The sequence below is a fragment of the Paenibacillus vulneris genome (genome assembly GCF_039543185.1).
GTDB classification, from domain to species: domain Bacteria; phylum Bacillota; class Bacilli; order Paenibacillales; family NBRC-103111; genus Paenibacillus_S; species Paenibacillus_S vulneris.
On record NZ_BAABJG010000012.1, the window covers coordinates 74,424 to 89,511 of the forward strand.

The following is a 15,088-nucleotide window of genomic DNA, read 5'->3' on the forward strand; positions in this document are numbered from 1 at the left end:
GCTTCAGCTAAGCAAAAGGAGGCAAAGAACGATGAACCGACCGAACATCGTGTTTATAATGAGCGATGACCATGCGGCCCATGCGATGAGCTGCTATGGCAGCCGAATCAATCAAACGCCGAATCTGGACCGCATTGCGAATGAAGGGATGCGGTATGACAACTGCTTTTGCACGAATGCCATCTGCGCTCCGAGCCGGGCGACAATACTGACCGGCTTGTACAATCATCTGAACGGCGTTCAGACGCTGGGTGATCATTTTGACGGCCGCCAGCAGACGGTGGCTAAGCTGCTTCAACAGGACGGATACCAGACGGCCATCATCGGTAAGTGGCATCTAGGCCATGGAGGCTACAGCGATCCGACCGGCTTCGATTATTGGAACGTATTGCCTGGACAGGGGGACTACCATGACCCCAAGTTCATTCAAATGGGTGAAGAAAAGCAATACGAGGGATACGTTACCGATATTATTACCGATGAATCGATCGATTGGATCGGCAAGAGGGATAAAGAGCGCCCGTTCTTCCTGATGTGTCATCATAAAGCGCCGCATCGCCCTTGGATTCCTGATGCCAAGCATGCTCATTTATACGAGGATATCGACATACCGGAGCCGCCGACCTTCGATGACGATTACAGTAACCGGGCAGCGGCTGCCGAAGCGGCGATTATGAGAATCGACCGCGATTTGAAGAAGCGGGACTTGAAGATGGACCCGCCGGAGGGCTTGACCGAGCGCGAGCTGAAGAGCTGGAAGTACCAGCGCTACATAAAGGATTACTTGCGCTGCGTAGCATCCATAGACGAAAACGTAGGCCGTCTCTTGGATAAGCTCGAGGAGGAAGGCATTGCGGATAATACGATGGTGATCTATACGTCGGACCAAGGCTTTTTCCTGGGAGATCATGGCTGGTTTGATAAACGCTTTATGTATGAGGAATCTTTACGCATGCCATTCGTCGTACGCTATCCTCAAGAGATTAAAGCAGGCACAGTACAGGATGCGATGGCGCTTAACGTCGATTTTGCCCCAACCTTCCTGGATTACGCAGGAATCGATGTGCCTGACTTTATGCAGGGAGTCAGCTTGCGCCCCCTAATGCAGGACCAAAAACCGGAAGGCTGGCGCACCTCCATGTATTATCGGTACTGGATGCATCTTAGTGAGCATGGCGTCTATGCCCATTACGGCTTGCGGACGCATGACTACAAACTGATCTACTACTATGCCGATGCGCTTGGAGCTACCGATGCGATTGACGATCCGAAGCCTCCGGAATGGGAGCTGTTCGACTTGCGTAAGGACTCCAACGAAATGAACAACGTATACCATCATCCGGCTTATGCTGAGACGGTGAAGCAGCTAACTGAGGAGCTGCACCGCAAGCAGCTTGAAGTCAAGGATACGCCTTACGTGGAGGCTGCGCGTTAGCCCGGATGGAGAAGCTGCAGGGCAGACCTGCCCGGGACGGAACAAGTGCCAGTCAGTCCGGCCTTGTAGATTAGCCTAAAGCATTGATCTTGCACTACTGATCTTGTAATACCATGCTCCTTCTGTACAGACAGCGGAAACTTTTGAAGTTGAATGCGAATAGGAGGGACCTAGTATGGGAAAAGGAATCCAAATCAGCTTGGCTGCACTGTCATCTGTTCTTGCCGTTACTTTCATCTCGGCCTGCAGCAAGCAGAGTGCTCCGGACAACGAAAACCCCCAAGTGAAGCATGAGCCGGTAACGCTGAAATTTTATACCGGTGATAAGGATTATGAGGAAAAATTCCGTACCGAAGTCGAAGCGAAGGTGAAGCAGAAATACCCTTACATCTCCTTTGAGTTTCAAGGAGCCGATCAAGGTAAAGAAATTCAGGATCTCGTGCTCGCCGGAGATAGTCCGGACATCTATTACCAGGGAATTTCAGCGCTAAACGAGAAGCTGGTCAAGTTCAATCTTCAATATGACTTGACGGAGCTGATCAAGAAATCGAATTTGGATCTGAGCCGAATCGATCCGGCCTATCTCGACATCATCAAGAACGCTTCGGCAAGCTACGGAGCCGGGTTGTACGGTCTGCCCGTCAACGCGTATACTCCGGTGCTTTATTACAATAAAGATATTTTCGACAAATTCGGAATCCCGTACCCTAAGGACGGCATGACCTGGGACGATGCCTATGCGTTAGCCCAAAAGCTAACTCGTTACGAGGATGGGGTTCAATACCGCGGGATGACCATGAACTTCATTTACTTATTGGATAACAATCAGCTTGGAGCGCCGTACCTGCATGCCAGCGAGGACAAATCGGCGGTGAATACGGATGCTTGGAAGTCGATTTTCTCCACGCTAACGAGATTTTACCGTTTTCCGATGAACACGCCTATGGATGAAAGAAGCCGGGTGAAGGAAGTGAACAGCTTCATGAAGGAGCGGGTCTCTGCCATGCATGCGGATGTTACGGCTGCCGCAGAGAGCTTTCCGGATGATTTTACGAGCTGGGATATGGTCTCACTGCCTACGATGAAGGAGGCTCCAGGCACGAATGCGCAGATTAACCCCCGTTTCTACTACCTGATCAGCGCAAGCAAGCATAAAGAGGAAGCGTTCAAGGTGCTTGAATTGGTGTTGTCCGATGAAATGCAGATGCAGGCAAGCAAATCGGGGAAGGCTACGGTGCTAAAAAATCCGGCTATTCAGCAAGCTTTCGGACAGGAGTTTTCCAAGTTGAAGGGCAAGCATACGGAAGCTCTTTATGTAAATAAGCCCGTCCAAGCGACACCTGCGCGGGACTCGAAGCTGGTTACGGTTCCGGTGACCACACCGCTGAATAAGGAGTTCAACAATGTACTTACCGGCAAAAAGGACGTAAATACGGCGCTTAGGGATTTGGAAGAAACGATCAATAAGGCGATTATCGCCGAGAAGCAGAAGTAAAGGAACATGGGATGAGAACAGTGCAAGGTCCATATTGAGGAAAATGGATCATTAGACGAAAAAAGGGGTGTCCACATGAAATCGTGGGTTATAAGATCAGGGAAAGCGGCGGCTGTCTCCATAGTAGCGGCAAGCTTACTGGCAGGCTGCAGCAGTGGGAAGCAGGAAGGGGCTTCGGCATCAACCAAAAAGGAGCCAGTGGAGCTCGTCTTCTATCAAACGGGGAATGCCGATTGGAAAGAAGAAGACTTCATGAACAATTACGGCAATTATATTAAGCAAAAATTTCCTAATATCATTCCCAAATTCGTTCCGGTTCCCGCCTCCAAATCGATGGATGCTCTGATTACCGGAGGTCAGCAGTTTGATGTCCTGATTTTTTCGATAGGCCATACGCATCTGAATTTGATCCGCAACGAGTTCCAGATGGATATCAGTGACTTGATCAAGAAAAAGAGCGTCGATTTGACCCGGTTCGAGCCGTTCACCATCGATCAGCAAAAGGAAATCGCCAACGGCGGGATCTACGGTCTCCCATTGTCCAATACATCTCCTGTCATTATGTACAACAAGGACATTTTCGACAAATTCGGAGTGCCTTATCCGAAGGACGGTATGACCTGGGATGAAATCTATGATCTGGCCAAGCAAGTGACCCGTAACGATAATGGTACGCAATATTACGGCTTTCTAGCGTCGCCAGAGCATATTTCCAAGACGAATCAGTTCTCGGCGCCTTTCGTCGATCCTAAGACATCGAAGCCGATGTTCGACGATCCGAAGATGATGGCCTTCCTGGATAACCTGAAGCGCTTCTATCAATTAATCCCGTCTCCAGACGGCAAGCCGCTGGCAGGGGGCTTCTTCGCTTCCACAGCGCAGTCCAATATGTTTGCAAAAGATCGGACGCTGGCAATGTGGTCCCACTTCTCCAACTCGGCGATCAACTTCCCGGATGATTTGAACTGGGATTACGTTTCTTTACCATACTTTAAGGAACTGGGTGAAGTAGGGCCGCAAGCTTACCCTGGTTATATCTACATCAGTAAGACTAGTAAGCATCAAGACGAGGCTATGGACGTCATTCAAGCACTGACCTCGGATGAATTCCAAACAATGCGTTCCAAGATGGGGATCGAAACTGCTTTGAAAAATCCGGAGATCAAGAAGACATTTGCTCAGGACCTGCCGAAATACAAAGGCAAAAACATCAACGCCATCTTCCCGAAAAAATACGCGGCTCCGGCTCCTTTGACCGAGTATAACGATCTAGCCTGGAAGCGCCTTAACGATGCTTTCGGCTTTATCGGCCGGGGCCAAAAGGACAGCGTCACCGCTGTTCGGGAAGCTAACGAGCTTCTCGCCAAAGATATTGAGGCGGAAAAAGCTAAAAAGAAATAGAAACGATCGTTTGCAGGATAGGGCGGATTAGCTTTTAGGTTTATGGGAAACCAACTTTACGAGAAATCTGCCATATAAGCAGGTGGGGTATGCTTCGGAAGAGTTTACGTCCGCCTTTGAAACCCGTGAATATACCGCTAACTTCTAAATCAAATTCACGGGTTTCAACAGCGGCTGGAGGAGCATATCCCACCGAAATATAGTGGCAGCATTTCGAGTTTTTTCGGTTTCACCATAACCTAAAGCAACCCGACCTACTCCTGCAAAACAGATCGTAGGAAATGGAGGAACGAAATACCCTACTGTGAGATGGATCTATTAACCGAAAGAGGTGTTACTGATGAAGCTAAGAACGAGTCCATACTTTAAAGGGTTGCTGCTCTTTATGACAGCGCTGCTGATCCTGAGCGGTTTCACGTCTTATTCGGCTTGGGCGGGAGGCAGCGCTCTTGCATATGCCGATGGAGCGGCGCCGGTCATTTACGTAAATGATAACTTCGACACGCATGGTTCCGGCGCCCCTAAAGGATGGTCGGCGTCCGGACTGACTTCAGGGGCGATGATCACAGGTGAAGAGGTCGCAGGCCGAACAGGAAAAAGCCTCCACCTTCGCAGTGGGACCGCGTCGGATTTGGTGTTGACCAAGACCTTCACCTCGCCTTTGACAGGCAATGTAGCTATCGAGATGAAGGTCAAATACAACCAAGCGAAGTTTTATAGCCCTCTGATCCAAATCAAGTCGAGTACGAATGTTCAGTCCGCGCTGCTGGAATTCAAGGCGGACGGCTATATGTATGCTGGGGGCGCGAAGCTGCCGGGAGGCACCTATGCGGCGGATACTTGGTACCAAGTGACGGTCATCGTCAAACATGCGACGAAGAAAATCGACGTGTACGTAGACGGCGTCAAAAAAATGGCGGACGGCATCTACAGCAATTCCGCTACGATGAACGATATCGCTTCGTTTAAAGCTTATACGAAGGCACAGACGGGAACGGATAATGAGTTTTGGATGGATGATGTGCGCGTGTATGCAAGTGAAGTGCCGCTTGACGACTCCTACTTTCAAACGCCCGATCCTGGCACTGGAAATGCGAATGATGCTTATGCTCAAGCCAGACTGAAGCAGTCCATCGCATTGCTGGCAGGCTTCCCGAATGCTTACGCTTTTTTGCAGCGCAAGCCATTGAATGCCGCCGATCCGACGGTGAAGCCCCGAGTGGAGAACGGCAAAGTGCTCGTTCCGCTGCAATTTGTGGCAGAGCAGTTGGACGTTCCGTATAGCTGGAATGCGACGGCAGGTACTGTTACGTTGGGCCCGAAATCAGGGACGCTAGGCAGTGCCTTGACGCTGACGGTCGGCAGCTCCAATGTGACAGGGGGCAGCAGTCCGATCGTACTCGATGCACCCGTGCGTCTAATCGGAACCACGGTGCTCGTTTCCTCCGATTTGTTCTCGAAAGCTTTGGGACAGCATGTGCTGTCGCACGATGAGCTGGTACTGATCAGTACGGCCAATCCGCTGCCGGATGAGAGCGAGCTGTTGAAGCTGACGAAGGAGGCCATTCGCCGCATCGTCTACGATCGCCCGACGGCAGCAGAGCTGGTGGCCGAGCTGAAGCAGCATAACCCGAATCAGCAGCACCCCCGGTTGTTCATGACGCCGGACCGTATCACCTCACTGCAAAACCAAATTCAAACGGACGCCAATTTGTCCAAATGGTATGGCGATTTGCGCAAAAGCGCAGATACCGTGCTGACCACACCGGTAGGTACATACGATCTCCCCGATGGCCGGCGGATGGATTCCGCCAAGGATGCGCGCCCTTTTATCGAGAAGACGGCGCTCATGTATTTGTTAAGCGGAGAGACCAAGTACGCGCAGCGGGCGGTCGATGAAATGCTGAAGGCCGCCTCCATTCCGAATTGGAATGAGCAGAATGAGTTTCTGAACACATCGGAGCTCACTGCAGGCATGGCCATAGGATATGACTGGCTGTACAGCTATTTAACCCAGCAGCAAAGGGACACAATCCGCACGGCGATCCGTGACAAGGGGTTATCCAAAGCCATCGACGCCCATAACAATAACGCTTGGTGGGTGAGCTTGTCGGATAACGAGAAGATCAGCAACTGGAACGCCGTATGCAACGGCGGTATTATCCTGGGCGCTCTTGCCATTGGAGATGAGGAGGAAGCCGTCGCAGGGGACATTATGGCGAAATCGCTTCGCTCGCTGGAGGATTTTATCCTGCTGGAATTTAATCCCGACGGAGGCTGGAGCGAAGGGCCCGGCTACTGGCGCTATACGGTAGAATATTTGGTAACCTATATGGCAGCCATGCAAACCGCATTAGGCAAAACCTACGGTCATACGGAAACGCCCGGCTTCTACAAGACGGCTTACTTCATAAATTATGTGCTTAGTCCGCAGGGCTCGTTTAACTTTGGCGATTCCAACAGCTTCAAAATACGGGCGCCGGAGCTGTTCTGGATGGCGAAGCAGCTTAACAATCCGGATGTAGCCGGACTTCGGTTATTGCTGATGCAGGAAGCGAAGCAGGCGGGCGGTGTATACGATCTGCTCTGGTACGATCCGAGCTTGCTGAACATGAACGTATCCATTCCGTTAGATCAGTATTTCCGCAATACGGAGCTCGCCACATTCCGCAGCAAATGGAATGACTTAACGGCTAGATTCGCTGGAATCATGGGCGGCAAAGGCAATTCCAGCCATGCACATTCCGATGTCGGCAATTTCGTCTTTGAGGCTGACGGCGTCCAGTGGGCTATTGATTTAGGAAGCGATGATTATAACCTTCCTAATTATTTTGACTATGATAACCAGCGGTTCAAATATTACCGGCTCATGCCGGAAGGCCATAATACGGTTGTGATCAATCCGGACGGTACCTTCGAGCAGGACCAATACGCATTCAGCCCGATCGAACGCTATGAATCGAAGCCTCAGGGAGGGCTGGCTATCGTCAATATGACGCCGGCTTATGCCAAGAATGCCGCCACGGCCAAGAGAGGCTTGATGTTCGGTAATAACCGAAACACCCTGACGGTTCAGGATGAAATTCATGCCAAAGCGCCATCGACGATATGGTGGTTCATGCATACGAAGGCCGATATCGCGGTCGCTGCTGACGGCAAATCGGCGATTTTGACTCAGAACGGCAAGCGTCTCGGTGTGACGATGAGCTTCTCCGGCCAGGCTCCGGCAGGGGCCGTATTCAAGGTGATGGACGCCAAGCCGCTGCCGGTGTCGCCGAACCCGTCCGGTCAAGATGCCAATACCGGCATCCGCAAGCTGGCGTTGGAGCTGACTGGCGTGCAGGATCTCAATATGGCGATCCATCTGACTCCACTGGCTGTCGGAGATAACGTGCCAGGGGTAGCGTCTTATGTTCCGCTTGCGAGCTGGAGCATTGCGGACGGAGAGATTCAACCGCTTCCGCAGCTATCGCAAATAACGTTGAACGGACAGCCTTTGTCAGGCTTCAGTAAAACGAATTACCATTATGCGGTCAACGTTCCGTTCGGGTCACAGAGCTATCCGGCAGTGAACGCAACGCCTGCCAAGCCCGGCGACCAAGTGACAGTCGCGCAAAATGTATACTCGCCGAACCCGGTTGTCATCACGGTGACGGATGCTGTATATACGGACCGCTCGCAGCAATACGTGGTCCAGTTCAATGCGCAGTCCGTTCCAACCAAGCCTGCTGGCTATACGCAGCTGGCCGTTCAGGGAGTAACGGCCAGCTCAGCGCAGGAAGGCAATGGCGAAGACAGAGCTATTGACGGTGATTTGAATACGCGCTGGTCCGCCGAGAACACCCAGTGGATTCAGCTTGATCTTGGAGGAGTGAAGCCGATTAACGGCTTGGGCATCGCCTTCTACAATGGTGCGACGCGATATTTTAAACTGGATATTTCCGTATCGCAGGACGGTCAGACCTGGGAGAAGGTCCAGAACGCGGTCAGCAGCGGCCTTTCCTCGAATATGGAGTATTTCGGCTTCGCCCCGAAGCAGGCACGATATGTTCGCGTGACTGGTTACGGCAACTCGGTTAACGCGTGGAACAGCTATAGCGAGATGGCGGTCTTTTCCGGTTAAGCCTAGAAAAAAGGTTGACAGATACAAGAGACGGTGATAGCATATAAATCACATAAGAATACTTTGATATCTACCGTACGAACGGAGACTAACGAATGGCTGTTAGTCTCCTTTTTGTTTTGACGGGCAGGTAAGAAAGGTACATATATAGGAGCAGGGGAAGGGGAATCTACCGTAACCAACGGAGATCAACGGATAGGGAGCTGTTGGTCTATTAGGCATATGCAGAGACAAACAGGGAAAACTTCTATCGTTATTCCTACTATTCAGGTATGTATAATCGATTAATTCATTGCTTCCAGGACAAGAGAATAGGGGGAACAGAGATGAAAGGCAAATGGATGAAAGCAAGTGTTTCCGTACTGGCCTTGGCTTTGCTGCTGACGGCATGCGGCGGGAATCGTTCCGCTACGGGCCCGGACCCGGCGGATAAGGCGGAAAATAAGAGTGAGGCTGGTCTAAGCAGCGTCAAGGACGGGCTGATCAAAGCATCGGAACTATCCAAAAATCCCGACGCCGCTAAAAAACGAACCACCACCTTCATTTCCGGAACACAAACGCCGGAAGGGGTGTTTAACCCTTATTTTTACCAGAACGGCTGGGATGGCAACGTCACGGGCGTCTTGTTCGCCTCGCTGATTACGAAGGACGAAACCGGCAAACCGATTCCGGAGCTGGCGGAGAAATGGGACACAAGCACGGACCAGCTGACTTACACCTTCCACTTGCGGCCTAATCTGAAGTTCAGCGACGGCACGCCGTTAACGGCGGAGGATGTAGCCTTCACATTAACGCTGCTGCACGATCCCGCTTATGACGGAAGAGTCGATATTTCGCAGGCGTACATTAAAGGCGGAGCGGCCTACAAGGAGAAAAAGGCGGATACCGTAGAAGGGATTAAGGTGATCGATCCGCTGACCATTCAATTTACGACGGAGAAGGTGACGACTCTGGCGCTGCCGCTGCTGGGCGGCGAGGTGCTGTCCAAGGCTTATTATGGCAAGGAGTACAAGCAAGGTAATCTGGATTACATCAAGACGCTTCACGACAAGCCGCTTGGTGCCGGCCCTTACCAATTCGATAAATTTATCAAAGGCCAGGAAGTCCGGTTTACAGCGAATCCTAACTACTACGCGGGGAAGCCTGCCGTGGAGAACTTTATTTTCAAAATTACGAACAACGATACAAACCTTCAATATATTAAGGTGGGCGAGACGGATTACGACCGCTTTACGGCGAACCGCGATAATTTCGATCAGCTGAAGGCGCTCGGCTTCGTCAATATCAATACGTTCACGGCGACCTCCTACGTCTATTTGGATTTTAACAGCGGAGGCAAATTCCTTAAGGATAAACGGGTAAGGCAGGCGCTCTATTACGGGCTAGACCGGCAAAAGTTCACTGATATTTTGTACCAAGGATTCGGCGAAGTCGCCAACGTACCCGTATCTCCTGCGTCATGGGCTTACACGAAGGAGGTAACGCCCTACCCGTTCGATCCGCAAAAAGCGAAGCAGCTTCTCGATGAAGCAGGCTGGAAGGTCGGCGCTGACGGCATTCGTGAGAAGGATGGGCAGAAGCTGAAGCTGCAATATTTGGGACGCAAAGGGTACAACATCGACGATGTGCTGATACCGCTTGCCAAAGAAAACTTCAAGGATATCGGAATTGCGGTAGAGGCTGAAATTCTCGATTTCAATGCGCTGCTGGCTAAACGGAAAAAAGGCGATTTTGACATTGCTTCCTTTACTTCCACCAATTTCTCGGATCCTTACGACGGTGTGAAGAGCTTCCATAGCAAATACAATGTCAGCGGCTATTCCAATCCGAAGATTGATCAGCTGATAGACCAAGGGACCGAAACGCTGGATACGAATAAACGGATTCCGATCTATCACGATCTGTATAAGCAATTGAAGGAAGATCCGCCGGTGCTGCTGCTGTCTTATTTGAAAATCTTATCGGCACACAATGCCCGTATTCAAGGGATCAATCCCGATCCGGTGTCCATTCTGAACCGTTCCATTCCCAAGTTAAAGATCGAATAACGCCGTGCACGGACCCGGGCTAAAAGCCATAACCGGCCCGGCCGGTAAGGAGGCAACAGGCTGTCATGCGTCCCTATATGGTCAAAAGAGTGCTGCAGCTGATTCCAACGCTGATTGGCGCATCTCTCATTATTTTCTTCATTTTCGCGCTTGCTCCCGGAGATTATGTCGACTCCGATATCATGCTTACACCGGAGCGGGCGGCAGAGCTTAAGGCGTTATACGGCCTCGATAAGCCGTTGTGGGAGCGATATTTCATCTGGTTGGGCAATGCGCTAAAAGGGGATTTCGGTTATTCGCTGCAGTATCAGCAGCCCGTGGCGGCGGTATTGAAGGAATATGTCTTCAATTCGTTCCTGATCGCCGGAGTGTCCCTGGTCTTCACCTGGATCATTGCCGTATTCATCGGGGTATTCTCCGCCACACGGCAGTACTCCTGGTACGACTCGCTGATTACACTGGCTGTATTCGGGGCGATGTCGTTTCCGTCCTTTTTTATCGGCTTGCTCCTGATCAAATGGTTCGCCGTAGATCTCGGATGGCTGCCTATCGGAGGCCTGCTGGATACGGGCAGCCAAACGACCGGTTATGCGCGAATGTGGGAAATGCTGCGGCACATGATTCTTCCGACGACAGTACTGACCATGCTTAGCGTAGGGTCGCTGACCCGCCATTTTCGCGCCAACATGATCGACGTCATCAAGCAGGACTTCATCCGAACCGCAAGGGCCAAAGGCTTGAAGGAACGAACCGTCATTTACAAGCATGCCCTGCGCAATGCCCTTCTGCCGGCTATTACGCTGCTCGGGCTCGAGCTTCCCGGATTGTTCTCGGGAGCGATAATCACCGAACGGATATTCACATGGCCGGGGGTAGGCTACATTCACATGGAGGCGATCTCGAATCGCGATTATACGGTTTTGATGGGCTTTACGATGTTTTTGGCGGTGCTCACGGTCATTGGCAATCTGCTGGCGGATTGGATGTATGCCGTGGCCGATCCGCGCATCCGTTTAAAGTGAAGGAGGTGAGCGTATGGCTGCGGAATCGTCAGAGGCGCTCCATGCCCGCTTGAAGGTCAGCCCCCAAGGAAAAGCGGCTCCTTCTTCATCCTTATGGCGCACGTCTTATCGGAGGCTTATACGAAACAAGCTGGCGGTATCCGGTTTATTGTTTTTGCTCGTCATGTTTCTGTTCTGCTTCGTAGGCCCGTTGTTCTCAGAGCCCACGACAGGGAAGGTGAACGTAGCGCTAATCAACAAGCCGCCGTCGGTCTCTCATTGGTTAGGCACCGACAATCTGGGCAGGGACGTGCTCTCCCGCCTGATGCAGGCCGGAAGAATTTCGCTTATTGTCGGGCTCGTCTCCATGGTGCTGTCGGTTACTATCGGCTCCCTCCTGGGTGCCTTGGCCGGGTTCTACCGCGGGGTTGTGGATCATCTTGTGATGCGGACGGCGGATATTTTGCTGGCGGTGCCGGAAATTCCGATTCTCATAATCATCGGGGCGATTTTATCCGATCTGAAGGTGCCTTCGGAATATCGCATTTATTTGGTCATGCTGATGATCAGCTTCATGGCTTGGCCATCCCTGGCGAGGCTTGTGCGAAGCCAGATTTTATCGTTTCGAGAGCGGCCCTATATGCTGGCGGCTGAATCGTTGGGGCTGAGTGACAAGCGAAAAATCGTTCATTTAATCCTCAATGCGATACCGATCATCATTGTGGTTGCGACGCTGAGCGTGGCCCGCGCGATCTTAAGCGAGACCGTACTCAGCTACTTGGGCTTAGGCGTTGTGCCGCCGACACCTTCCTGGGGCAATATGATGGCTGCAGCGAATTCGCTGATTGATTTTCAGACGAGACCGTGGCTGTGGATTCCTCCCGGCTCGGCGATATTTTTGACGGTCATTGCGATTAATTTGCTGGGCGACGGCCTGCGCGACGCGCTGGACCCCAGAACGAAAAGGTAGGTGAAGCGGCTTGACCCGGAGGACTCTGGCACAATTTCAAGATCTGCATACGTATTTCTACACCGAGGAAGGCGTCGTCCAATCGGTCAATGGTGTGAGCTTCCGCATACATGAGGGAGAAACGGTGGCGCTGGTAGGAGAATCCGGCTGCGGCAAAAGCGTCACGGCGCTATCGATGATGGGATTGATCGAGGAGCCGCCGGGCCGCATTATGGGCGGCCGCATCCTGTTCGAAGATCAGGATTTGCTAAAGGCCGGGAGGAAAGACATCCATCGGCTGCGGGGCAAGGATCTGGCCATGATTTTTCAGGAGCCGATGTCTTCCCTGAATCCGGTGCTGACCATCGGAGAGCAGCTGATGGAGCCTTTGATCCGGCATCTGAACGTAAGCAAAAAGATAGCCCGCATCCGCGCGGTAGAGCTGATCGAACGGGTCGGCATTCCGCGGGCAAGGGAGATTGCGGACGCCTATCCTCATGAGCTGAGCGGCGGGATGCTGCAGCGGGTCATGATTGCAATGGCGCTCTGCTGCAATCCGAAGCTGCTTATCGCCGATGAGCCGACGACGGCGCTGGACGTGACGATCCAAGCGCAGATACTCGATCTGCTGCGGGAGATCAAGCAGGAGCAGGGCATGTCGATCCTGCTCATCACCCATGATCTCGGCGTTGTGGCCGAGATGGCCGATTATGTCGTCGTGATGTACTGCGGCAAGGTCATCGAGCAGGCTCCGGTCCGCGACTTATTCGAGCGGCCGAAGCATCCTTATACGCAAGGGCTGCTGAAGTCCAGACCGGTCATCGGGCAGCGGCAGGAACGGTTATACTCTATTCCCGGCCAAGTGCCGAGACCTGTCGGCTTAGGCGATGCCTGCTATTTCAGCGACAGATGCGAGCACTGCATGGACCAGTGCCGCACGAAGCAGCCGCCTCTGCGCGAGGCGGGGGACGGCCATCCGGTCGCATGCTGGCTGTACGAGGAGGCGAGAGCGCATGTCCCAGCCGTTAGTTCAGGTTAACGGGTTAAAGACGTATTTTCCGATCCGGAAAGGCTTCTTTGGCGGCAAAACCGGCGATGTTAGAGCCGTGGACGGCATCGACCTGACGATACGGCGCGGGGAAACCTTCGGGCTGGTAGGAGAGTCAGGCAGCGGCAAAAGCACGATAGGCAGGACGCTCCTGCGGCTGTCAGACAAAACGGATGGAGAGGTACGGTTCGACGGCATTGATCTGTTCGCGCTCTCACCCGCCGAGCTGCGCAGTATCCGTCCGCGGATGCAGATGGTCTTTCAGGACCCCTACGGGTCGCTCCATCCCCGTATTCGTATCGGTGACGCCATTGGGGAGGCGCTCCTGGATCACGGAATCGCAGCAACGAAGGCGGAGGCGCGGGAGAGGGTGCAGGAGGTGCTGTCGCTCTGCGGCTTGGCGCCTTATCATATCGACCGTTATCCGCATGAATTCTCCGGCGGACAGCGTCAGCGGATCGGGATCGCCAGAGCGATGATCCTGAATCCGGAGTTTATCGTAGCGGATGAGCCGGTCTCGGCTCTGGATGTTTCCATCCAGGCGCAGATCATTAACCTGCTGCATGACCTGCAGCAGAGCAGGCAGCTGACGTACTTGTTCATCTCGCACGATCTGAGTGTGGTAGAGCATCTGTGCTCCACGATAGGCGTGCTCTATCTCGGCTCGCTTGTCGAGCTGGCTCCGCGGGACGAGTTGTTCGCCCGGCCGCAGCATCCGTATACGAAAGCGCTGCTGTCAGCCATTCCGATACCCGACCCCAACGCAAGACGGGAGCGCATTGTCTTGAAAGGCGACATTCCGAGCCCGGCCAATCCGCCGTCGGGGTGCAAGTTTCATACCCGATGCCCGATGGCCGCGCCAGTATGCCGGGAACAGGAGCCGCAATTTCGCGACGTGGGCGGAGGACATTATGCCGCTTGTCATTTGATATAGGCTGTGAAGGAGGCGTGGTTGCCATGACCAACAAAGGAACGAAAGTAAGACTGCCGCAGCCCGTAGGAATCCGCCTGGAAATAGCGCGAGCGGGAGGATTATCAGGTGAAGCGTTAATCGATGTCATTCATCGTAAGGATACGGACACGCTGAAGGCATTAGGACCGGAGCGGCTGCCGTGGGATATTTTGATCGAGTATGGAGAGCAAAATAAGGATGAGCTTGAACAAGCCATTCTGGACGGCTATGAATTCAAATTTTTGACGGTGCGGGGGTTGATCCATTATCTTCTCTATCGCTTTGGCTTGAAAGAGCAGGAGGACTACGAGGCATCTGAAGGCGCGCTGGAAGGGCTCCGTCTTGGCCGAAGCAGCATCGCTGTACTCCAGGCGACGATCCCGGCGTTTTGGCAGATAAGTGAAATCGAGCCGAAGGAGAGACGGGAGGAGTCTTCTTCCGATCCATCGTTCCACGAATTTCAAGAGGAGCCATCAATAACCATTCGCATAGATCGCCTCTATCATCAAACGATCCGCTTCGAAGGAGGTGAGGCCGGGTAAAGCTGCTCCCTACACGGACTGATCTCACCTCATTTAAGGAATCGTAAGTTACAAAGTCATCATTCTATATTTTAAATAATAAAAGGAGTGTTAT

Annotated in this window: 10 protein-coding genes; all 10 read left to right on the top strand. The window is 52.5% G+C overall.

From position 1 onward, the window contains the following. The first annotated feature begins 31 nt into the window (after positions 1–31). The 10 genes from ABEA66_RS11535 to ABEA66_RS11580 all read left to right on the top strand — a co-directional run bounded on the left by ABEA66_RS11535 (position 32) and on the right by ABEA66_RS11580 (position 14,994). On the top strand, positions 32–1,435 hold the full coding sequence (locus ABEA66_RS11535) for a sulfatase family protein (RefSeq protein WP_079913471.1): 1,404 nt from the start codon (positions 32–34) through the stop codon (positions 1,433–1,435). A 175-nt stretch (positions 1,436–1,610) separates the two neighbouring features. Continuing rightward, a complete protein-coding gene (locus tag ABEA66_RS11540) occupies positions 1,611–2,930 on the top strand; it encodes an ABC transporter substrate-binding protein (protein ID WP_345587658.1) in 1,320 nt (439 codons plus the stop codon). Positions 2,931–3,005: 75 nt separating this feature from the next. Next, positions 3,006–4,331: an ABC transporter substrate-binding protein gene (locus ABEA66_RS11545; protein ID WP_079913469.1), complete on the top strand. Its 1,326-nt coding sequence runs from the start codon at positions 3,006–3,008 to the stop codon at positions 4,329–4,331. Positions 4,332–4,671: 340 nt separating this feature from the next. After that, positions 4,672–8,454: a discoidin domain-containing protein gene (locus tag ABEA66_RS11550; protein ID WP_079913468.1), complete on the top strand. Its 3,783-nt coding sequence runs from the start codon at positions 4,672–4,674 to the stop codon at positions 8,452–8,454. A gap of 326 nt (positions 8,455–8,780) precedes the next feature. Next, a complete protein-coding gene (locus ABEA66_RS11555; RefSeq protein WP_079913467.1) occupies positions 8,781–10,502 on the top strand; it encodes an ABC transporter substrate-binding protein in 1,722 nt (573 codons plus the stop codon). A gap of 65 nt (positions 10,503–10,567) precedes the next feature. Further along, positions 10,568–11,524, top strand: a complete 957-nt coding sequence (locus ABEA66_RS11560) for an ABC transporter permease (protein WP_079913466.1) — start codon at positions 10,568–10,570, stop codon at positions 11,522–11,524. 13 nt (positions 11,525–11,537) lie between these two features. Further along, positions 11,538–12,473 carry an oligopeptide ABC transporter permease gene (opp4C, locus tag ABEA66_RS11565; RefSeq protein ID WP_079913465.1) on the top strand — a complete coding sequence of 312 codons (936 nt, stop codon included), beginning with the start codon at positions 11,538–11,540 and terminating at the stop codon, positions 12,471–12,473. A gap of 10 nt (positions 12,474–12,483) precedes the next feature. Next, entirely contained in the window at positions 12,484–13,491 is a 1,008-nt protein-coding gene (locus tag ABEA66_RS11570) for an ABC transporter ATP-binding protein (protein WP_079913464.1), read from the top strand. Beyond that, positions 13,466–14,434, top strand: a complete 969-nt coding sequence (locus ABEA66_RS11575; RefSeq protein WP_079913463.1) for an ABC transporter ATP-binding protein — start codon at positions 13,466–13,468, stop codon at positions 14,432–14,434. Before ABEA66_RS11570 ends, ABEA66_RS11575 begins: the two co-directional genes overlap by 26 nt. A gap of 23 nt (positions 14,435–14,457) precedes the next feature. Beyond that, a complete protein-coding gene (locus tag ABEA66_RS11580) occupies positions 14,458–14,994 on the top strand; it encodes a hypothetical protein (protein WP_079913462.1) in 537 nt (178 codons plus the stop codon). Positions 14,995–15,088 lie beyond the last annotated feature (94 nt).